The following is a 19,310-nucleotide window of genomic DNA, read 5'->3' on the forward strand; positions in this document are numbered from 1 at the left end:
GTTTTCAGCGCCCCTGGAACTTTGCGTCGCGTTTGTCCCGGAACGCCGCCAACCCCTCTTTGAAATCCTCGCTGCGGCTGGATAACTCGAGTGCCATGGCCTCGTTCTGCAGGTGCCGGTCGATGTCGAGTCCGTTGCCGCTGTGCAGCAGCCACTTGGTGAGACCCAGTGCCACCGTGGGCGCATCGCCCAGCTTGGTCACCAGTTCGGTTGCCGCTGCGTTCAATTGGTCGTCGAAAACCGCCGCCTGGATAATGCCCCACTCGGCTGCGGTGGCTCCGGAGATCTCCTCGCCGAGCATCAAGAGCTGCCGCGTGCGGACCATTCCGATGAGCCGGGGCAGCAGCCAGGTCGCCCCGCTGTCCGGGGTGAAGCCGCGGGCCATGAAGGGTTCCCAGAAGCGCGCGTTGTCGGCGGCAAGGCAGAAATCGGAGGCGATCGCGATGTGGAACCCCAAACCGGCGGCCCAGCCGCGTACCACCGACACGATGGGCACCTGCGTCTCGAGCATCAACGGGATAAACCTGTTTGCCTTATTCGGCAGCCTGCGCTGGGTGCTGCCTACCCTCGGCTTGCGCTCGGCGCGAGCGTTGTTGGCGATCAGGTCGGACCCCGCGCAGAAGTCCGGTCCCTCGGCGTCGATGCGGATGACACGCACCGACTCGTCGATGCCTGCGGCGGCCAGATGCGCGATCATCGCGTCGAGCATCACGTCGTTGACGGCATTGCGGCGGTCGGGACGGTCCAACGTCAGGTGCAGGACCGGGCCCTTCTGTTCTGCGCAGAGGCCGGGCACGCTGTCGTAACTCATGGCCTCAACGCTCGGCGAACTGTGCCGAAACGGCGGTGAGCAGGTCCGCGAGGTTGCGCGCCCCACCGGGCGGATCGGGTAACCGGACGGGTCCGTGTTCGCGGCTGGGCAGCAGAATCGTGGCGTGTCCGGGGGTCGTGACCTGACCACGGTGATTGGTCGCCGCCAGCTCGAGGTCGACGGCCGGCCGATCATCCTCGGCGAGGTACTTGCTCACGACCTTGCCGGTGATGGTGTGCAGATCGCCGACGTAGTTGAACAGCCGGAACTCACAGTCGAGCTTCCAGAGCCAGCCGTCGTCACCCATCCAGTCCGTGCACAGGTGGATAAGCCACGTCTCGCGCATGCGGCCGTAGTCGAAAGTGGTCGGATTGCCCGCGTTGCGGGCTGCTTGCGGGTCCCAGTGCACGCGCTGCTGCACATCGGGGATACCGTATTCGTTCAGCGTGTAGAAACGTGGAATGCGTTGCCGATTGCGCCATGCCAGCCGCAACGGCCGCACGCCGTACATCCCGGTTCCCATGCCGACGTGCCAGCAGACCATGTCGGTGACCGTCAGCGGGCCCTTGGTCAATGGGCCGAGGTCGTCGCCCTCGTTGACGTACTCCCACCATTGGGGTTCGGCCCCGCGCGGTGACTCGCGCGCGTATCTCTCGTCGAGTTCGGCAATCTCATCGGCCGTCCATGACTTCGGTTCGACGGCCTCGTACTTCTTGCGTCCGCGCGCCTTGTCGCGCTCGGTGCGGATCATGTTGCGGTACTGGCCGCCCAGGATGACGCCCTCGTCGTCGCGGAACACCTGGGCCGACCATTCGTGGACGGCGCGATCGGCGAATTCACTGCTCTTGTCCAGCGCCGCGACGAGGGCGTTGCGCCGGAAGACCCGATGATTCGCACGCAGCGGCGCCCACCATTCGCGCGACGACGAGGCATAGAACGCGTGGACGCCACGCAACGGGTCGCCCTTGGTGAGCGCGCGGTCCTCGTCGGAGAGCGTGGTCACCTCGTCCTCGCCGACCAACGTGTCGCCGCCGACGAGCGCGGGCGGTGCGATCGACTCGCCCCAAACGGATTTGGCGGCGTACTCCGGATCGGTCCAAAGCGGGTTGGCGTCGCCGTAGCTTTCCGCCACGTGGCGGAAGCTGTCCTCGTTGGGTCGAAAGTAGTGCGGTGGCTGCGTATGGGGAACGGCGATACCGATGGTGGCGCGCAACCGAGCCAATCCCTCATCGGTAATGTGACCGGTCTCCGGCATGGAAATTAAGATACCCGAAAAGCGGAAACGCCGTTAACGCAGGGCGACGACAGGTGAGTGGATATGAGTGAAGAAGCATCGGGCATCGGTGTCGCCGTCGGTGACGATGGAGTACAACGAATCATCATCGACCGTCCGGATGTCGGAAATTCGTTGTCGCCCTTGGCGCGTGACGCGCTCACCGAGGCATTCACACGGGCCAACGACCAGCCCGATGTGCGCGCCGTGCTGTTGAGCGCGGCCGGTGACCGGCACTTCTGCGCCGGAGCAGGGTTGGCGCCACAGATGGCGGACGCTGACCCGCGACGGAAGCCCCTCGCCGAAAAACGTGCCGGTGACGTCGCTCGCATGCTTCAGCAGGGCTGGCAGCGATTGGTTGCGTCGATATTGGACTGCGACAAACCCGTGATCGGCGCGGTCGAGGGTACCGCTGCCGGTGCCGGCGTCAGCCTGGTGCTCGCATGCGATCTCGTCGTCATGTCAACGGAGGCAACGCTTGTGGAGGCGTTCGTGCACCGGGGGATCCTTCCGGATTCGGGCGCCATCCACCTTCTGACGAGAATCGTCGGCCTGCGCAGGGCGACCGAGCTGCTGATGCTCGGTGAACCGGTCGACGCTGCGACATGTGAAAAGCTCGGACTGGTCAATCGCGTGACCGCACCGGAGCAGACCTACGCGGTCGCCGAGGAGCTCGCAGTGCGCCTGGCCGCGGGTCCAACGGTGATGCTGACACTGACCAAGCGGCTGTTGTCGGTGTCGTCGGAATCAGATCGACGTCGCGCATTCGAGCAGGAAGCCTGGGCCCAGGAAGTGGTGTCGCGCACCGCTGACCTCCAAGAGGGACTTGCGTCGTTCGCCGAACGCCGCAAACCCAAGTTTCTCGGTCGCTGACCGAATCTCAGTCCGCGGCCGGTCCGCCGCGAATCGTGAATGTGGCGCTGTCGTCGATCTCGTCGATCGACGATGCCACCGATTCCGCAGTCAACGACGTGTCCTCGATTCCCTTGGTGACTCCGACAAACACCCGTGACACCTTCCCTGCGCCCACAGAGTAGATGTGCGCGGTACGGTCGCAGGACCGATGACAGAGGTAAACCACGACGGGAGTGACGAGTTCCGGATGCATGGCCTTTCCGGCGTCACCCATGATGTTCTCAGTCATTCGGGTCCGCGCGATGGGAGCGATCGCGTTGATCGCGATGCCGTTTCGTGCACCCTCGATGGCGAGAACATGCATCATGCCGACGAGGCCCATCTTCGCGGCGCCATAGTTGGCCTGACCAAAGTTACCGAAAAGACCAGTGCCCGAAGTCGTCTGAACGATCCTGCCGTAGTTTTGCTCCCGCATCACCGGCCACACCGCGCGCGTCACGTTGAACGCGCCGCAGAGGTGCACCGCGATGACGGCATCGACCTGTTCGGCGGTCATGTTCTTGAAGGCGGCATCGCGCAGAATCCCCGCGTTGTTCACCAGCACGTCGACCTGCCCGAAGGCATCCATCGCGGCCGCCACGATCGCCGCGCCACCCTCCTCGGTGGCCACCGAGTCACCGTTGGCGATCGCGGTTCCCCCAGCCGCGGTGATCTCGTCGACCACGGCTTGGGCCGCCGATATCGACGCCCCGCTGCCGTCCACCGAGCTACCCAGGTCGTTGACGACGACCCGGGCGCCACGGCGGGCGAGTTCCAGGGCGTGGCAGCGGCCCAGTCCGCCGCCGGCCCCGGTAACGATGGCCACTTGGTTGTCGAAAGTCATTGACTGCATGGGTGAGAGGTTACATTTACCTAATCGAGAGCAGGCATTTGCATCGGAGGACACTCATGACTGGCCCGGCTGAGTTGCTCCGGTATGCGCACCGGCGAGCCGAAGCGCTGCGGCCGCGGTACCGCGCGGCCGGTCTCTGGCAGGCGGAGCCGGTAGATGTGGTGCGCGTCGCCGCGGCGCGACACGCCACCCGGCTCGCTGTGGCGGATCGACGCGCCGAACTCACCTACGGTGAGCTGGACCAGCGCATCGATGCGGCCGCTCTGGCGATGGTGGATGCCGGCGTGGTTCCGGGCAGCGCGGTCGTGCTGGTAGCGGGCAACGACGTGGACTCCGTGGTGGCCGTTCACGCTGCGCTTCGAGTCGATGCGGTGGTGCTGGTCGTGCCGCGAAGCACCGGGCCAAAGCAGCTCGCCGACCTCGTCAACCGCACCGGAGCGCGGCTCGGCGCGGCGCCCAACTGCACGCCGATCACCGAGACGGAACTGTCCGGGCGTTGTCGGTGGATCGACCTGGACAACAGCGGCCGGACGGGCGCCGCCCAGCCTTTGGCCCCGGCGCGCCCGGCCGACGAGCCGTGCGTTGTGATTTACACATCGGGTACGACGTCTCGCCCCAAAGGCGTGATCCACTCGCTGAGCACGTTGACCAAGGCTTCGGCGAACTACATTGCCGCGGCGGGCCTCGGTGTGGACGACCGGATCTTCTTGATCAGTCCGCTGGCCTCGGTCACCGGGGTGTTGCAGGCGCTGTTCATCGCTCCGATGCTGGCGGTACCGGTGATTCTCGAGGATCGGTGGGACCCGTCGGCGACGTGCGAGCTGCTGGTCGCCTCCGGTGCGACCTGGTACGGAGGCCCGGATCGGCTGCTGGACCGGATGCTCGACGAGGCCATGGCGCGCGATGCTGTCGTCCCGCTGCGCGCGGTATATCTGGGCGGCACGATGCTGGACCGGCGCATCGTCGAACGCGTGGAAGACGAATTCGGCATCGTGGTGATGCGCGCCTACGGGTCCTCGGAGATCCCGGTCAGCACGTCTGGCCTGCGTACCGAATCGCGAGACGTGCGCCATGCCGACGACGGAGTGCCGCTGCGCGACGTCGATGTGCGCGTGGGATCCATGGCCGAACCCACCGAGTGCTGCGTCAAGGGTCCGCACACTTTTCTCGGTTACACCGACGTCGAGGACGACAGGCATGCCTTCGACGGTGAGTGGTTTCGCACCGGCGATGTGGCAGAGGTCGTCGACGGCCGGGTGCGGATCATCGGTCGGCTCAAGGACATCGTGATTCGCAACGGGCTGAAGATCCCGGCCGCCGAAGTGGAGGAGGCGGTCGCGCGAATAGCCGGAGTCCGCGAGTGTGCCGCTTACTCCGTCGCCGACGACACCACCGGTGAGCGACTGGCCATGGCGGTCGTGCTCGAGCCCGAAAGCAAGATGTCGCTGGCCGAAGTCGCCCGGGCTCTCGTCGCGGAGGGACTGCCGAAGTACAAACTGCCGGAGGAGCTGGTGTTCTGGGACGAGCCGCTTCCGGTCAACGCGAACGGCAAGGTCGACCGCACCAAGCTCGATGCCCGCTCGGCCGGGCGGCGGCGGCTGGTGGCCGACCGCCTTGCCACTATCCGTTGAGATCCGTTGTCCCGGACGCTGGTTCGGTAGCCGGATGAAAGACCGGGACGACGAACCCATCATCGTCGTTGCGGAAGGCGAGCACCAGATCCATGTCGGCGCGCAGCTCGTCCGCGCGGCAATTCTCGACGACGGTCATCAGCCGCGGTCCCTCCTCGAGATCCACCATCGCCAACACGTAGGGAGTGTGCGCGTCAAAAGGTGCGGCGTTCTGGTGAACGAGCGTCCATGTGTAGAGCCGTGCGCGTCCACTGGCCGACGCCAACTCCACGTCCTCACCCCAACAATGCGGACAGAAGGGCCGGACGTACAACGATGTCTGACCGCACGACCGGCACGTGTTGACCATCAGCGTGCGGTCCTTGATGGCGGACCACCACGCTTCGCTGTCGGCGTCGATCGTGGGCCGGTCAGGACCCGTCACTACTGCCTCCCGAGAATCATCGTGGCGCTGTGCGTGAAGAAACCACCCATCGCGTGGACGCATGCCAGCCGGGCACCGCTGACCTGGCGCTGCCCACACTCTCCACGTAACTGCCGCACCGCCTCCACCATGAGGAACATTCCGCGCATACCGGGGTGACACGAGGCCAGGCCACCGCCGTCAGTGTTCGTCGGAAGCGCCCCGCCCGGGCGAAGAGCGCCGGACCCGATGAAAGGCCCGCCTTCGCCCTTGGCGCAGAAACCAAGGTCCTCAACCGTCAACAGCACTGTGGACGTGAAGGAGTCGTAGAGCTGGCACACATCGATGTCAGCCGGCCTGACGCCGGCCTGCGCGAACGCCCGTGGACCTGAACGCGCCGCCGCCGACGTCGTGAAATCGGGCCATTGGCTCATGCTGACGTGTGACGCCGCGTCGGCTGCGCCGAGAATCCAGATCGGCTCCTTCGCGCAGTCTTTGGCCACGCGTTCGCCGGCCAGCACGACGGCCCCGCCGCCATCCGTGCGCAGGCACACATGCTTGGAGGTGAACGGGTCGGCCAGCATCGGTGCGGCGGCGACTTCGGCCACGGTGATGCGATCGCGCTCAAATGCGTTCTCGTTCATGGCTGCCCACTCGTGAGCGGCGACGGAGACTTCCGCCAGTTGGTCGACGGTGGTGCCGAATTCGATCATGTGCCGCCTGGCCGCCATGGCGTACTTCGCGATCAAAGTCCCGCCGTAGGGCGCCTCGTACTGCAGTGGACCGCCGGTGCCCAGCACGGCAGCCGACGCGCGTACCCCGCGCTTGACATCGGAACGTGCGGTGGATCCGTAGGTCAACAGGGCGACCTCGATTTCCCCTGTCGCGATGGCGGAGGCGGCGTGAGCCGCCATCACTTCCCACGAGGATCCGCCGACATTGGTCGCATCGACCCAAGCCGGTCGTAGTCCGAGGTATTCGCTGACCTCCACGGGGGGAAGCAACGTCCCGTGCCCGCCGAAACCCTCGATGTCGTCCTTGGTGAGTCCGGCATCGGCGACCGCGCGCCGCGACGCCTGGGCCATCAGCGCCATGGCCGTCTTGTCGGGAACCCGGCCGCAGTCGGACAGGGCTGCGCCTACTATGGCGACGCGATTCGACGGCATAGCTCATGGTTATCACATCGCTGTCGGCACCGAAAATGGCCATTGACGAGAATGTGGAAACGCTATTCTCGGTCGGCTACGGTGAGGCTATGACGACAGCGCTGCGCGACGCGTTGCAGGGAGAAGCGCTGGTACTGTGCCTGGCGCTGCTCAATTCGCGCACCCCGGATGTTCCCGCGGTCGCGGCAGCATGTGGATACGACGCCGTTTACGTCGATCTCGAGCACACGCCGACGTCGCTGGATACGGCGCAGATGCTTTGTGCGAGCGCCGTCGGCGCGGGGATCTCGGGCCTGGTTCGCGTGCCGTCGCATGATGCCAGCGTCATCGCCAGGGTGCTTGACGGAGGCGCAGTAGGAGTCATTGTGCCACATGTTAATTCGAAGGAAGAGGCGGAGCAGGTCGTCCACGCGGCGCGGTTTCCGCCGCTCGGCCATCGGTCCATTTCAGGTCCCAACGCGGTCAGTGGATACCAACCGCGAACCGCGGCGCAATTGGTGGAGTTGCTCGAAAGACGCACGGTCGTGGCTGTGATGATCGAGACCCCGGCAGCTGTCCAAGCTGCCGACTCTATCGCGTCGGTCGACGGCATCGACATGATTCTCGTCGGGCCGAGCGATCTGACCGCCGAAATGGGTATCCACGGCCAGTATGAGAATGACCATTTCCACCATGCAGTAGACTCGGTGGCGGCGGCTTGTCGTAGTCACGGCGTGGCGCTCGGCATAGCCGGAATAAAGTCACTTGACCTGCTAAATCGGTTCGTGGGACTGGGATTGCGATTCATCTCGGCGGGGACCGACGTCGGGATGATGACCGAAGCGGCTACTGCCCGTGCGCAGGCGCTCCGTGGACTGGAGGGTCACCGCGGAAACCCGAGTGACATCGATAGGCGAGAGTGACGCCATTACAACAGGAGGACCGATGCCGACAGCCATCTACACCGAACGCGTCACCGACCCAATGGCGTGGACCGGCGCCGACTTCAACAGTAAGGAAGACTTCGCGTTCGACCTGTCGGCCCGCAATGTGGCTGCGCTGGAATCGATCCTGGCAAAGACAGCGAACAAGGACCGGGATGACATCACGCCCGAGGATGCTCGGCACCCAGACCTTGACGACGATCTGGCGCGGCTCTACCAGGATCTGATGTTCGGTAAGGGACTGGCCTGTGTACGCGGTTTCCCCGTCGAACAGCACTCGATCGAGGAGCTCGAACGCATCTACTGGGCCTTCTGCACCCACCTCGGATATCTTGTGTCGAACAACTCCTTCGGGCACCGGATGGTGCGCGTGCAGGAGGAAATCCTGCCCGGCGGTGTGCAACCCGCACGCGGAACGAAATCCCGCGCGGAGCTGGCCATGCACAACGACGCCGCAGACATCCTTTCCCTGCTGTGCGTGTATCCGGCGGCTCAGGGCGGGGAGAGCCAGTTCGCCAGCGGACCCGCGGCGCACAACCGGATCCTCGCCGAACGTCCGGATCTGCTCGACGTGCTTTACCGAGGCTTTCCGCATCATCGGCGTAGTGAACAGCCCGATGACCAGCCCGACGTGACGCCCTACGATGTGCCCGTCTTCTCCCAGATCGGTGGTCGGATCTGCATCAACTTCACCTACAGCAGCATCCTTCCCGCCATGCACGCGCTGGGCCGTCAGTTCACGCCCAAGGAGACTGAAGCGGTGGAACTGCTGCGCAACATCCTTGTCGAGCAGCAAGTCGAGTTCCGGCTGGAATCCGGTGAAGCCGCGGTAGCCAACAACTTCGCGATGTGCCATTCCCGGTCCGACTTCGTCAGCAGCAACGATCCCAAAAAGGCCCGCTGCTTCCTGCGGGCATGGATGGAGGTGCCGCGGAAAGACCGGCGGCTGCCGATCGGCCGCGAGTACTTTCACATGGAGAACAAGGATCTGCGGCTGGGCTATGACGTCGTCGAGGGCCGGGACGGAACGATAGCCCGTAACGACTACAAGAATGTCAACCCTGAACTGGCCGACATGTTCAAGGCGGCGCAGGCCAAACCCAAAGTCAAGCACACGTGAGCGTTCGCCCGCGTCTGGTCTACGAGCGGTGGACCGATCCCGTTGCCGGCGACATCCTGGAAGTCGGTGATGTCGACCTGGTCAAGCTCGATCTGACCGCAGCCGAGGAGAAGTGTTGGGCCGCATTGGAGTCCGCGCACGGCTACCAGGTGGCAACCCGGTCCGACGTGGCTGGATACGCCGACGGGGCACAGTGGCTGGCCGGGCCCGCGCTGGTACGGCGTTGCAAAAAACTGCTCGCCGTGTGCTCGGCCGGGGCCGGCTATGACGTCATCGATGTGGACGAGTGCACGCGTGCCGGAATCGCGGTGTGCAACAACTCCGGCCCGGGTGCGGAGGCGGTCGCCGAGCACGCTCTGGGCTTCATGCTTGACCTGGCCAAGCGGATCACCGTCGCCGACCGGGTGCTGCGCGCAGGCCCACTGAGGGATCGGTTGGCTCTCAAGGGAAGTCAGCTACTGGGCAAGACGCTCGGCGTCATCGGGCTCGGGGCCATCGGAGGTCGCCTCGTCGAGTTGTGCGCGCCGTTCGGCATGGAGGTTCTGGTCTTCGACCCGTACGTCGACGAGCTCAGGGCACAAGCGCGCGCGGTGCGGGTCGTCGCACTCGCCGAACTGCTCGAGTGTTCGGACTTCGTCCAGGTCACCTGTCCACTAACTGGTGAAACCGAGGGGCTCATCGGCAGGGAGCAGTTCGCGATGATGAAGCCGACCGGCTACTTCATCACGACGGCGCGCGGGCCGGTGCACGACGAGGCGGCGCTGCTCGATGCACTAGTCGACGGACGGATAGCGGGAGCGGGCCTCGACGTGTTCCACGAGGAGCCGCCGCGCCCGGACAACCCGCTGCTGCATCTCGACAATGTAATCGCAACGCCACACACCGCGGGCATCACCGTCGAGGCAGCACGCGACATCGCCGTGGCCACCGCAACGCAGTGGCGGACGATCTTCGGTGGCGGTATGCCGCCACGCTTGCTGAATCCCGACGTCTGGCCCCGCTACTGCGACAGATTCCATGACCTCCTCGGATTCCGTCCAAGCGAGCTTTTTCCCAGCGCCACTACGGCTTTGGAAAAAGTCGTGGAGAGTGGGGGTCGCACCAGGTGACACAGTACGACACGATCGCGGTGGAGGTCAGGGATCGCACCGCATGCGTGACCCTCAACCGTCCCGAGGTCCTCAACGCGATCAACGACGAGATGATCGCCGAATTGGCCGCGGCCTACGGGGAAATCGAAAGTTCCCCGGATATCTGGACGGTGATCATCACCGGTGCGGGCCGTGCCCTGTGCGTCGGAGCGGATGTCAACAAGGCGGCTGACCACGATATGGAGAACGCCGCGGGGATCGACAACCAGGGCGAGCCCATTCTCAACTCGATGCGGCAATGGGACGCACCGCAGGAGGCGACGCCGCCGTGGCTGCAGATGACCAAGCCAATCATTTGCGCGGTCAACGGCATCGCCTGCGGCGCGGGAATGGACCTGGTGACCACCGCGGACATCACCGTCGCGTCCGAGCGGGCGACGTTGATGGACCCGCATGTCAGCATCGGCGTGACCTCCGGTCGCGAAGGAGTCAGGCTCGCCCGGATCCTGCCACTGCCGGTGGCGATGCGGCTGATCTTGATGGGCAAGCACGAACAACTGGACGCGCAGCGCGCCTACGACCTGGGCGTCTTCACCGAGGTGGTTGCGCACGACTCATTGATGACGCGAGCGTGGGAAATCGCAAGCATCGTGAATTCCAATGCGCCACTGGCGGTCCGGGGTTCGCGGATGGCCGTGCGCAAGGGTCTCTCGCTGCCCATCTACGAGGCCGAACTGCTCGCCGAGAACTACCGCATGAAGGTTGCCTTGACGAAGGACGCCATCGAAGGACCGCGGGCCTTCCTCGAGAAGCGCAACCCGGATTGGAAAGCGCTGTAGCGCTAAGACGGCACGAACAACCTGGCCCGGCCGCTCACACCATGCCGAAGAAGGTCTTCGCGTTGGTGGACAAGACTTTCCGCTTGGTCTCCTCGTCCAGGCCCTCCGTCGCCTTGTTGGCGACCTCCAGGCTCCTCGGCCAATTGGTGTCGTTGTGCGGGTAGTCGGTCTCGAACATGAGCTGGTCTGGTCCGACGAGATCGAGGATGCGAAACGCGACCGGATCGCCGAAGGTGGAGAAGTAGACGCGTCCGGGCACCTGGCTGCTCGGCGGGTCGGTCAGCAGCGGATGAATGCCACCCCATGCCCGACGGTCCTCCCAGACCTCGTCGACTCGTTGCAGATAGTAGGGGATCCAGCCCGCTTGCGCCTCGGCGAACGCGAGCTTGAGGTTGGGAAACTGAATCAGCTTGCCGGAGAACAGCCAGTCGACCATGGCGATGGTGCAGTTGACCGCCATCAGCGCGCTGGTGACAACATGCGGAGAGTCGGGCGAGGACTTGGTGAGCGAGGAACTCGAGCCGATGTGCAGCATGATGCCCACGTGATTCCGCTCGCAGGCGGCAAAGAACGGGTCCCAGTAGCCGCTATGAATGGACGGCAGGTCCAGACGGCTGGGTAGCTCGGAGAAGCACACGGCCGGCATTCCTTTGGCCGCAACCCTTTCGACCTCCTTCGCGGCGAGTTCAACGTCCCAGAGCGGGATGATGCCGAGCGGGATCAGCCGCCCGTTCGAGCTGCCGCCCCATTCCTCGATCTGAAAGTCGTTGTAGGCCTCCACACAGAGCTTGGCGAGCTCCTTGTCCTTGCCGTACAAGAATCGTTGACCGCAGAAGCGGACCAGGGTGTTGGGGAAACAGGCCGAGGCCTCGATGCCCGCAATGTCCATGTCGGCGAGCCGATCCGCCGGACGGTAGCAGCCTGGCCGCATCTCGTCGTACGTGATCGGGTCGGTGGTGAGCTCGTCGATTTCGTAGCCGGCGGCCGCGCTGATAAGCGGAATCGGAATCGTCGCGTCCTCATAGCGCCAGATGTCCGCGTCGCGGCCTTCGTCGTCCTCGACGAACACGACATCGGAAGTGACGGTCGGATCCATCCGCCCACGGGTGCGAACGATCCGCGGCCCGATGTCTCGATAGCGCTTGGGCAACCGGCTGGTCCACAGATCGGCCGGCTCCACCAGGTGGTCGTCGGGCGAGACGATCAGAATGTCTGCACTCAAGGCTTGCACTCCTTCGACAACGGCTGTGGCCCCGGTTTCTGCGGCACACTGATTCAAAACGAGAATTAGCGTTTCCACGCTACCGCATCAGTCCGTCCCGAAGCACGCAGGGCGCCTTCATCCTGGTAGCGCCGCTCCATGAAATCCAAATGCGCGCTTGGGCGAATGCGGGTCGCAACTGAGATTGCCATGACGAGCCACCGGCATTGGGAGAGCGCCGTCCAGTGCGGCGGGGACGTCAGGAGCCGAGGTGGAAGCCGGAACCAGGAGTTACGCAGAGCGGCAATCAACATACACGTGTAGGTAGATCCCATTTTCAATGCTGCTCGCGTATTCTGGTCGACACTATGGCTACGAAGAAGCTGGCTACGAATAAGCTGTCTACGAAAAAGCTCCCCGCTCGCGACTCGGAAGTCGGCCTGGAACTGGTTGATACCGACGTTGAGGCCCCCGGAACATGGCAGCAACGCACGATTGAGCGACGTCTGAGCACCGCGAGAGCGCGTGCTCTCGCCCGCAGTTCGCGATTTCTCGCTACCGCGCTGGAGTTGGTGGAGGAGTCGGGTAAGGCCGACTTCACGATCCAGACGCTCATCGACAGGTCGAATCTGAGCCTTCGGGCGTTCTACCAACACTTCGCGGGCAAAGAAGAACTCATGTTGGCGCTTTACGAGAACGTCACCAGTCAGTTCACCGAGGACATCCGACAGGAGGTCGCCGCGGCCGATGGCCCGATGGAGCAACTCGAGGCCTTCTGCCGCGGCGTGCTGTCGCGCGCTGAGTCGTCGGAAGCGGTTGGCGGTCGGGTGGTGACGATTTACAACCTGAGCCTGGAGATTGAGCGGCCCGACGACTTCGCCAAGGTGTGGGAGCCTCATCTGAAGCTGCTGACGAAGATCATCACGTCATGTGCCCGGGCGGGACTGGTGCGCACGGACCTGACACCGGCGCAGCTGACCACCTTGCTCAACACCACGCTCACCGCACTCGCTCAGATCGGCGTTTTCCATCTGGGCGGTAAGAGTCCCAGGCTCACCGAGGACCAATTGTGGGCGTGGTGCAAACAAGCTGTCACACCACCTGTCAGCGACATCAAGCCCAGACCGGCGCGCAAGGCGGCGGCGCGTACAGCGCCGGGCCGTCGCACCAAGAAGCTAACGGGGTAGGCCGAGCCCGCGTTGCGCGATGATGGTGCGCTGGACTTCGCTGGTCCCCGCATAGATCGTGGTGCCCAACGAAAACCGCAGTGAGTGTTCGAATCGCCCGCGTTCGGGAGCGGTCGGCTCGAGATAGCTGCGTAAGCCGTCCGCGCCGACGAGTTCGACCACGTCCTGGCTGGCGCGTTCGAGCGCCTCGGTGCTGAACACCTTCGACATCGACCCTTCGGCCACCGGAATGTCGCCCTGTTCGAGCATCCATACGCACCGCCGCTGCAACAGCATCGACACCTCGGACTCCACCGCGACCCGGGCGAGCCGGCGTCGGACGTCGGTATTTGCGATGGGTGGTGAGCCGTCGTCGGACACGGTAGTGGTGGCCCAGTGCTCGGCATGATGCAACAGCCGGACAAGGTGTGGACCCCAACCGGATGCGTGCTCGTCGCGCAGGGACAGGCCGAGTACCTGCCAGCCCCCGTCCACGTCACCGACTCGCCACTCGTCGCCGACGCGGACGTCGCTGTAGAAGGTGATGTTGGTGCGCTCGCCGGAAAGGGTCCACACCGCTTGTGCCTCAAAGCCTTCGGCGTCGCGCGGCACCAGGAACATCGTCAGGCCCTCGTGTTTCGGCTTGTCGGGGCTCGTGCGCGTAAGCAGGAACACGAAGTCAGCAATGTGACCATTGGTGGTGAACATCTTGGAGCCGTTGATCACCCAGTCGTCACCGTCGCGGACCGCCTTCGTCGCAGCGGCTGCGACGTCCGATCCGCATTCCGGTTCAGTGAACCCGAAGGCAATGGTGATGTCGCCGTTGATCGCACCGGGGAGGATGCGGTCCTTCAACGCCGGGGTGCCGATCTCACGGATGATCGCCGCCACCATTCTGGTCGTCTCGGAGAGGTACACCGGCGCGTCAAATCGCATGAGCTCCTCTTTGACAACCTGGTCGTCCCATGCGTTGCGATTCTGTCCGCCGAATTCAACGGGCCACGCCGGCGCGAAATAGCCTTTGTCGACGAGGCTTTTGGCGAATCCGTCGTCGTGTGCGACTCCGCTGCGGTAGATGCGTTCCTCGAATTCGGGAGTCAGCACCTCTCGCAGGTGGGCACGCAGCTCGTCGCGATAGGTCTCGGTATCTGCATCGAGCCGAAAATCCATGAAGGCAAGCCAATCTGTCGTCGCACACCTCGGGCCGGTACGGATGGTAATGCTACTCTCAGATCTGAGAGTAACCATATTCGCAGGTGACAGGACTGGGGATCGTGGACCTGAGCTTAACTGGCGAACAGAGACAGCTGGTCGATTCGTTCGCCGCCTTGTTCGCGCGGGAGTCGACCTCCGAGCGCGTCCGGGCAGCCGAGCCGATGGGGTTCGACCCGAGGCTGTGGGAGGCGCTGCGGGAGACGGGCGCGCTGCAGATGGCGGTCGACGAGGCGGCCGGAGGTTGGGGGGCCTCGGAACTGGAACTTGCGCTGATCGCCGAACAGTTCGGCCGCACGGTCGCCTCGGCTCCGGTCATCGACGGGCAGGTCGCCGCGCGACTGTTGGCGGAATCGGGCGAGGCGGGGGCAGAGCTGTTGAGTGCGGTCCTCGCGGGCGAACGGCTGGTCACCTTCGCGCCTCGGGTCGGGCGAGGTGGGCAGTTGAGGCTGGTGCCTGCCGGGGCCGTTGCCGACCATGTGGTCGCCCTAGTGGAGGGACGGTTGCTGGCGGTGGCGATCGGGACGAACCGCACCGCGGTGGCCAACCTTGCGTCGATGCCTTTGGCGGACATCACGATTGGTGAGGAATTCGCTGTGCTCGCCGACCGGGAGCGCGCGCGTGACCTGGTTTCCCGCGGTCTTGACCTGTGGCTGGCGTTGACCTCTGTCGCGTTGGCGGGCGCGGCCAAGAAGGCGGTGGAGATCGGCGTCGACTACGCCAAACAACGTCATGCCTTCGGAACCCCCATCGGCAGCTTCCAAGCGGTGTCGCACCCGTTGGCCGACAGTGCCACCGCCGCCGACGGGGCGCGGCTACTCGGGCTGAAGGCAGCGTGCGCATTCACCGACGAACCCGATCGCGTTCACGAACTGGCCGCCATGGCATTCGCGTTCGCCTATGAAACGGCGCGGGACGCCACGCGACGCAGCCTGCATATCCACGGCGGATATGGATTCGGTATGGAGGGTGACATCCAGTTGTACTACCGCCGGGTGCGGGGTTGGGCAATGGTTTTCGGCGATCCGGCGTCCGCATTGGACCGCGTAGCTGATGCGCGCTATGGTGCCGACGCCGGCTGAACAGCGCCGCGAGCTCACACCTCGGACTGAACCTTGTCCTTGACCGCCAGGACAACCGGGGGAGCGGTCCGCCAGTTTGGCACCCCTTGCTCCTCGCCGGCCGTCGGAAGCTTGTCCGGGCGGATCTGCGCCCAGTGGGAGTGATTGAGCTGATGCAACGCGAAACACGATTGCAGTGCGTTGTAAAAACCCATGTTGTCGACGGACTGGTTCACCGACTCCTTGATCAGCAGGGCCGCCATCGTCGGCACCTTAGTGATGCGCCGCGCCAGCTCGAGGGTGCGCTCCGCGAGTTCGTCGCGCTGGAAGATCTTGCTGACCATGCCGAGCCGGTAGGCCTCCTGTATGTCGATCGCGTCCCCGGTGAGCATCAGCTCTTTCGTGCGCCGCGGCCCGAACTCCCAGGGGTGGCCGAAGTACTCCATGCCGCACATTCCCAGCCGCGTACCCACCACATCGGCGAAGCGCACCTCTTCGCTGCCGACGATGAGGTCACACGCCCAGATAAGCATGAGCCCTGCCGAGAACACGTCACCGTGGACCTGGGCGATGGTGATCTTGCGCAGGTTGCGCCACCGCAGGTTGTTCTGGAAGAAGTAGTGCCATTCCTGCAGCATGGTCCTCTCTGCGCCGTCGCGGGTTCCACCGTTGATCGTCACGGTCGGGTGTTGGGCCAGCCCAGGGCTGAACTCGGTGCGCGCCTGCGTTGAGCCGAGATCGTGGCCGGACGAGAACATCGGGCCCTCCCCGGCGAGGATGACCACGCGGACCGTGTCATCGGCCTCGGCGCGGGTAAACGCCTCATCGAGTTCGACCAGCATGCCGCGATTTTGGGCATTGCGCTGGTCGGGGCGGTTCAGCGAAATCCGAACGATCATGCCCTCGTCGAACGTTTCCCACTTCAAGAACCCATAATCGCTCACCGTGTGCCTTCACCCTTTCGCCCGCATTCGGTAATGGTGTTATCAATATTGAGAAGGTATGTTCTCACAATCGGTCGGTGACGGTCGGGAGGGGTGCAGATGGCAGACGGTGGGTCTAAGCCCCGCGTGATTCTGTGGGGTCCCGGCCAGGTCGGCATCGGCGCGTTGCGCGCCCTGATCGCCCACCCGGGCCTGGAGCTTGCTGGCGTGGTGGTACACGCCAAAGCGAAAGACGGCAAGGACGCCGGCGAGTTGTGCGGAATGCCGTCGACCGGCGTCATCGCCACCCGGGACATCGATGCTGCGCTGACGTTAAACGCTGACGTGGTGGCCTATTTCGCCTCGGGTGACTATCGCTACCACGAAGCGGCGCAGGACATCGCGCGCTGTCTGCGCGCAGGCAAGCACGTGGTGTGTACCTCGCTGGTGCCCATGTGCTACCCGCCTGCGGCCGACAAGGAAACAGTCGAACTGCTCGAGGCGGCCTGCGCCGAGGGCGGCACCAGTTTCTTCAACAGTGGTGTCGACCCCGGCTGGGCGAACGACGTGATCGCGCTGACGATGACAGGGTTCAGCAGCCTTGTCGACCGCATCACCATGCTCGAGATACTCGACTACGGCCCGATCAACCAACCCGACATCATGTTCGATTTCATGGGCTTCGGACACCCACCCGACCATCCGGCGCCGCTGTTCGACACCGAGCGGCTGGCCTCGCTATGGGCACCAATCGTCCATCTGGTTGCGGACGGCGTCGGACTTCCGCTCGACGGCGTTGAGACGACGATCGAAAAATGGCTGGCGACAGAGCGTTACGAAGTGGCATCGGGATGGATCGAGCCGGGCACGATGGGAGGGATGCGGTTCAAGCTCGCCGGGATAGTCGATGAAGAGGAGCGAGTCGTACTGGAACACATCACCCGAATGGGCGAAGGTTCCGCGCCGGATTGGCCGCGCCATCCATCACCGCACGGCGGCTACCGGGTCATCGTCGATGGCCTGCCCACCTACACCGTCGACATCGAGATGCACGGCCGTGGGAACAACATGCGCGGCCTGACGTACGCGACCGTCATGCGTGAGCTCAACGCCATTCCCGCCGTGATGGCCGCGCCGGCTGGGCTGCTGTCGACCCTCGATCTACCGCTGGTCACCGGTCCCGTGCGGGGCGGAGCCTGGCGCGGCGTGCTGCCGTCAGGGAGGAAGGTGTGAGCGAGGAATCGGTCCCGCGGAGGTCGACGGACCTGTGGGAGGTCATGCGCACCGCGTCCGCCGTGCGCCGCTACCGTGACGACCCTGTCTCCGACGAGGTCATCGAAACCTGTCTGCGTGCGGCGAGTTGGGCGCCGTCCGGAGGCAATCAGCAGCCGTGGAAATTCGTCGTGCTGAGATCGAGTGGTCTGCGAGACGTGGTCACCGCGGCCGCCCATAGGACATGGGACGTGATGACCGACTTCTATCGCCTGTCGGTGCCTGCGGACGGGGCCGACGACCCCAAATCGCGCGTTCTTCGAACGATGGCTGAACATATGCGTGTCGGTGGCGCCGCGCCAGTGCTGGTGCTGTTCTGTGTCCAGCCCCAGCGAGGAACCACCGAACTGCAGCAGGGCGGGTCCATCTTTCCCGCCGTGCAGAATTTCCTGCTGGCGGCGCGCGCGCAAGGACTTGGCGCGGCGATCACCCTGTGGCACGGGTCCTGCGAGGAGGAACTGCGTTGCATGGTCGAAATTCCTGACGACTGGCGGATCGCGACGCTGCTTACGGTGGGCTGGCCCAAAGGTGGGCATCACCCGGTGCGGCGAAAGCCACTGGATGAGGTGGCGGCAATCGACCGATGGGGTCAATCCTGGAGCAAGGCAACGCCATGACGGTGTATTCCAGCTGTGCCGGCAGGGACTCACACCAATTTCGAGCAGCGGTTAGATCCCCACCCAGACCCACTGCTGATGACCCCCGTCCCACACCGGACGCAGCGACTGTGCCCACGGCGGCGGTGGCGGGGGCGGCGGCGCCGACGGTGGCGCGTACATCGGCGCATACTCCGGCGGGGGAGTCCACCAGTCCGGCGGCGGCGGTGGCGGTTTGCACTCGTTCGTCACGGGATTGTGCGACCAGTTGGGGTCGCACTCCGCCGAGGCGACCCCCGCCGCGGCGACTGTCACAGGGGCCATCGGAACCAGCGCGACCGCGACACCGGCGGCCAGACGGCGAACGAACCTCGTCATCGCAGGACCTCCTCAGAAGGACCCGTCCCCAATTCGGATTGCTTGAGCTTATGCCCTCGATACCCTTGTGGAGGTCGGACAGAGAGATCCCGCTGGGTTCTGCGGGCCACCGCAAGAGCTACCTGACGGGAGTCTCGGTGCTGTGGTGGGATGCCCGACGCGGTGACATCATGAGCGGGTGAGCGGACAAACTGCTGGGGTTGCGGCCTAGAAACCCGCCGCTCGTTCGGTAAATGGCCGGATCGGCATCCATGGGTCGGCGTGGCGCTAGCGGCGCTGGCGAGGCTCGCCGACCTAACCGATCGGCATCCAACGGCCGCAATGGCGGTGGTAGTGCCGGGCACGCTCATCGCCTTTGCTGCCATCGCCACGTACCCACTCGTTTTCGTGCCACTGGTGGTTCTCCTCGGCGTGGCTCTCGTGGTGTCAGTCGCTAACGAGGGAGTCAGGCCCAACCCGGCCTGTTGGCGCGCAGACTGCCCCGCCATGAGCCCAAA

General features: G+C 64.7%; 19 protein-coding genes. 10 read left to right on the forward strand and 9 right to left on the reverse strand.

Annotation, left to right across the window (positions count from 1 at the left end; translation table 11 throughout):
• Positions 1-4: 4 nt before the first annotated feature.
• Together A5791_RS02500 and A5791_RS02505 are read right to left on the reverse strand one after the other, a co-directional pair.
• Positions 5-811, reverse strand: coding sequence for an enoyl-CoA hydratase/isomerase family protein (locus tag A5791_RS02500; protein ID WP_067230468.1), 807 nt, complete (start codon positions 809-811; stop codon positions 5-7).
• Positions 812-815: 4 nt separating this feature from the next.
• A complete protein-coding gene (locus tag A5791_RS02505) occupies positions 816-2,066 on the reverse strand; it encodes a hypothetical protein (RefSeq protein ID WP_067230471.1) in 1,251 nt (416 codons plus the stop codon).
• A gap of 63 nt (positions 2,067-2,129) precedes the next feature.
• Here A5791_RS02505 and A5791_RS02510 point away from each other — a divergent pair, with 63 nt between their 5' ends.
• On the forward strand, positions 2,130-2,957 hold the full coding sequence (locus A5791_RS02510) for an enoyl-CoA hydratase/isomerase family protein (protein WP_067230475.1): 828 nt from the start codon (positions 2,130-2,132) through the stop codon (positions 2,955-2,957).
• Positions 2,958-2,964: 7 nt separating this feature from the next.
• Here A5791_RS02510 and A5791_RS02515 read toward each other — a convergent pair whose 3' ends face one another.
• Positions 2,965-3,831 (reverse strand): SDR family NAD(P)-dependent oxidoreductase, encoded by an 867-nt coding sequence (locus A5791_RS02515; RefSeq protein WP_067230478.1) that lies wholly within the window; start codon positions 3,829-3,831, stop codon positions 2,965-2,967.
• Between the two features lie 107 nt (positions 3,832-3,938).
• Between A5791_RS02515 and A5791_RS02520 the strand changes: the two genes are divergently transcribed.
• Positions 3,939-5,462, forward strand: a complete 1,524-nt coding sequence (locus tag A5791_RS02520) for a class I adenylate-forming enzyme family protein (protein WP_082966697.1) — start codon at positions 3,939-3,941, stop codon at positions 5,460-5,462.
• Here the strand turns inward: A5791_RS02520 and A5791_RS02525 are convergent.
• The gene (locus A5791_RS02525) at positions 5,452-5,886 is read right to left on the reverse strand and encodes a Zn-ribbon domain-containing OB-fold protein (protein WP_067230484.1); all 435 of its coding nucleotides are present in this window, start codon (positions 5,884-5,886) and stop codon (positions 5,452-5,454) included. The two genes, A5791_RS02520 and A5791_RS02525, sit on opposite strands and share 11 nt — an antisense overlap.
• Entirely contained in the window at positions 5,886-7,031 is a 1,146-nt protein-coding gene (locus A5791_RS02530; protein WP_067230488.1) for an acetyl-CoA acetyltransferase, read from the reverse strand. The genes A5791_RS02525 and A5791_RS02530 overlap by 1 nt, the downstream gene beginning before the upstream one ends.
• A 35-nt stretch (positions 7,032-7,066) precedes the next feature.
• On the opposite strand from A5791_RS02530, the gene A5791_RS02535 reads away from it, so the two are divergent.
• The 4 genes from A5791_RS02535 to A5791_RS02550 are packed head-to-tail and all read left to right on the forward strand — an operon-like array spanning position 7,067 to position 11,004.
• The gene (locus A5791_RS02535) at positions 7,067-7,933 is read left to right on the forward strand and encodes an HpcH/HpaI aldolase/citrate lyase family protein (RefSeq protein ID WP_082966698.1); all 867 of its coding nucleotides are present in this window, start codon (positions 7,067-7,069) and stop codon (positions 7,931-7,933) included.
• 22 nt (positions 7,934-7,955) lie between these two features.
• On the forward strand, positions 7,956-9,074 hold the full coding sequence (locus tag A5791_RS02540; protein ID WP_067230492.1) for a TauD/TfdA family dioxygenase: 1,119 nt from the start codon (positions 7,956-7,958) through the stop codon (positions 9,072-9,074).
• Positions 9,071-10,183 (forward strand): hydroxyacid dehydrogenase, encoded by a 1,113-nt coding sequence (locus tag A5791_RS02545; protein WP_067230496.1) that lies wholly within the window; start codon positions 9,071-9,073, stop codon positions 10,181-10,183. The genes A5791_RS02540 and A5791_RS02545 overlap by 4 nt, the downstream gene beginning before the upstream one ends.
• The gene (locus A5791_RS02550; protein ID WP_067230500.1) at positions 10,180-11,004 is read left to right on the forward strand and encodes an enoyl-CoA hydratase/isomerase family protein; all 825 of its coding nucleotides are present in this window, start codon (positions 10,180-10,182) and stop codon (positions 11,002-11,004) included. Before A5791_RS02545 ends, A5791_RS02550 begins: the two co-directional genes overlap by 4 nt.
• 34 nt (positions 11,005-11,038) lie before the next feature.
• On the opposite strand, the gene A5791_RS02555 is transcribed toward A5791_RS02550, so the two are convergent.
• Entirely contained in the window at positions 11,039-12,226 is a 1,188-nt protein-coding gene (locus A5791_RS02555; protein WP_067230567.1) for an amidohydrolase family protein, read from the reverse strand.
• 347 nt (positions 12,227-12,573) lie between these two features.
• Between A5791_RS02555 and A5791_RS02560 the strand changes: the two genes are divergently transcribed.
• Positions 12,574-13,392 (forward strand): TetR/AcrR family transcriptional regulator, encoded by an 819-nt coding sequence (locus A5791_RS02560; RefSeq protein WP_156660958.1) that lies wholly within the window; start codon positions 12,574-12,576, stop codon positions 13,390-13,392.
• On the opposite strand, the gene A5791_RS02565 is transcribed toward A5791_RS02560, so the two are convergent.
• Positions 13,381-14,541, reverse strand: a complete 1,161-nt coding sequence (locus A5791_RS02565; protein WP_067230503.1) for an acyl-CoA dehydrogenase family protein — start codon at positions 14,539-14,541, stop codon at positions 13,381-13,383. The two genes, A5791_RS02560 and A5791_RS02565, sit on opposite strands and share 12 nt — an antisense overlap.
• 104 nt (positions 14,542-14,645) lie before the next feature.
• Between A5791_RS02565 and A5791_RS02570 the strand changes: the two genes are divergently transcribed.
• The gene (locus tag A5791_RS02570) at positions 14,646-15,665 is read left to right on the forward strand and encodes an acyl-CoA dehydrogenase family protein (protein WP_067230573.1); all 1,020 of its coding nucleotides are present in this window, start codon (positions 14,646-14,648) and stop codon (positions 15,663-15,665) included.
• Between the two features lie 14 nt (positions 15,666-15,679).
• Here A5791_RS02570 and A5791_RS02575 read toward each other — a convergent pair whose 3' ends face one another.
• A complete protein-coding gene (locus A5791_RS02575) occupies positions 15,680-16,588 on the reverse strand; it encodes an enoyl-CoA hydratase (RefSeq protein ID WP_067230507.1) in 909 nt (302 codons plus the stop codon).
• A 126-nt stretch (positions 16,589-16,714) separates the two neighbouring features.
• On the opposite strand from A5791_RS02575, the gene A5791_RS02580 reads away from it, so the two are divergent.
• A complete protein-coding gene (locus tag A5791_RS02580; protein WP_067230577.1) occupies positions 16,715-17,800 on the forward strand; it encodes a dihydrodipicolinate reductase in 1,086 nt (361 codons plus the stop codon).
• Between the two features lie 44 nt (positions 17,801-17,844).
• Positions 17,845-18,456 carry a nitroreductase family protein gene (locus tag A5791_RS02585; protein WP_067230511.1) on the forward strand — a complete coding sequence of 204 codons (612 nt, stop codon included), beginning with the start codon at positions 17,845-17,847 and terminating at the stop codon, positions 18,454-18,456.
• 51 nt (positions 18,457-18,507) lie between these two features.
• On the opposite strand, the gene A5791_RS02590 is transcribed toward A5791_RS02585, so the two are convergent.
• A complete protein-coding gene (locus tag A5791_RS02590; RefSeq protein WP_067230515.1) occupies positions 18,508-18,813 on the reverse strand; it encodes a hypothetical protein in 306 nt (101 codons plus the stop codon).
• Between the last annotated feature and the right edge of the window lie 497 nt (positions 18,814-19,310).

This window comes from Mycobacterium sp. 852002-51163_SCH5372311, assembly GCF_001667115.1.
Classification (GTDB): domain Bacteria; phylum Actinomycetota; class Actinomycetes; order Mycobacteriales; family Mycobacteriaceae; genus Mycobacterium.

Excerpts from the sequence above, each read along its gene's own strand:
- A5791_RS02505 (WP_067230471.1), bottom strand. The coding sequence starts at position 2,066 with ATGCCGGAGACCGGTCACATTACCGATGAGGGATTGGCTCGGTTGCGC.
- A5791_RS02560 (WP_156660958.1), top strand. The coding sequence starts at position 12,574 with ATGGCTACGAAGAAGCTGGCTACGAATAAGCTGTCTACGAAAAAGCTC.
- A5791_RS02515 (WP_067230478.1), bottom strand. The coding sequence starts at position 3,831 with ATGCAGTCAATGACTTTCGACAACCAAGTGGCCATCGTTACCGGGGCC.
- A5791_RS02535 (WP_082966698.1), top strand. The coding sequence starts at position 7,067 with ATGGCCATTGACGAGAATGTGGAAACGCTATTCTCGGTCGGCTACGGT.
- A5791_RS02565 (WP_067230503.1), bottom strand. The coding sequence starts at position 14,541 with ATGGATTTTCGGCTCGATGCAGATACCGAGACCTATCGCGACGAGCTG.
- A5791_RS02510 (WP_067230475.1), top strand. The coding sequence starts at position 2,130 with ATGAGTGAAGAAGCATCGGGCATCGGTGTCGCCGTCGGTGACGATGGA.
- A5791_RS02540 (WP_067230492.1), top strand. The coding sequence starts at position 7,956 with ATGCCGACAGCCATCTACACCGAACGCGTCACCGACCCAATGGCGTGG.
- A5791_RS02590 (WP_067230515.1), bottom strand. The coding sequence starts at position 18,813 with ATGACGAGGTTCGTTCGCCGTCTGGCCGCCGGTGTCGCGGTCGCGCTG.
- A5791_RS02500 (WP_067230468.1), bottom strand. The coding sequence starts at position 811 with ATGAGTTACGACAGCGTGCCCGGCCTCTGCGCAGAACAGAAGGGCCCG.
- A5791_RS02585 (WP_067230511.1), top strand. The coding sequence starts at position 17,845 with ATGCGCACCGCGTCCGCCGTGCGCCGCTACCGTGACGACCCTGTCTCC.
- A5791_RS02530 (WP_067230488.1), bottom strand. The coding sequence starts at position 7,031 with ATGCCGTCGAATCGCGTCGCCATAGTAGGCGCAGCCCTGTCCGACTGC.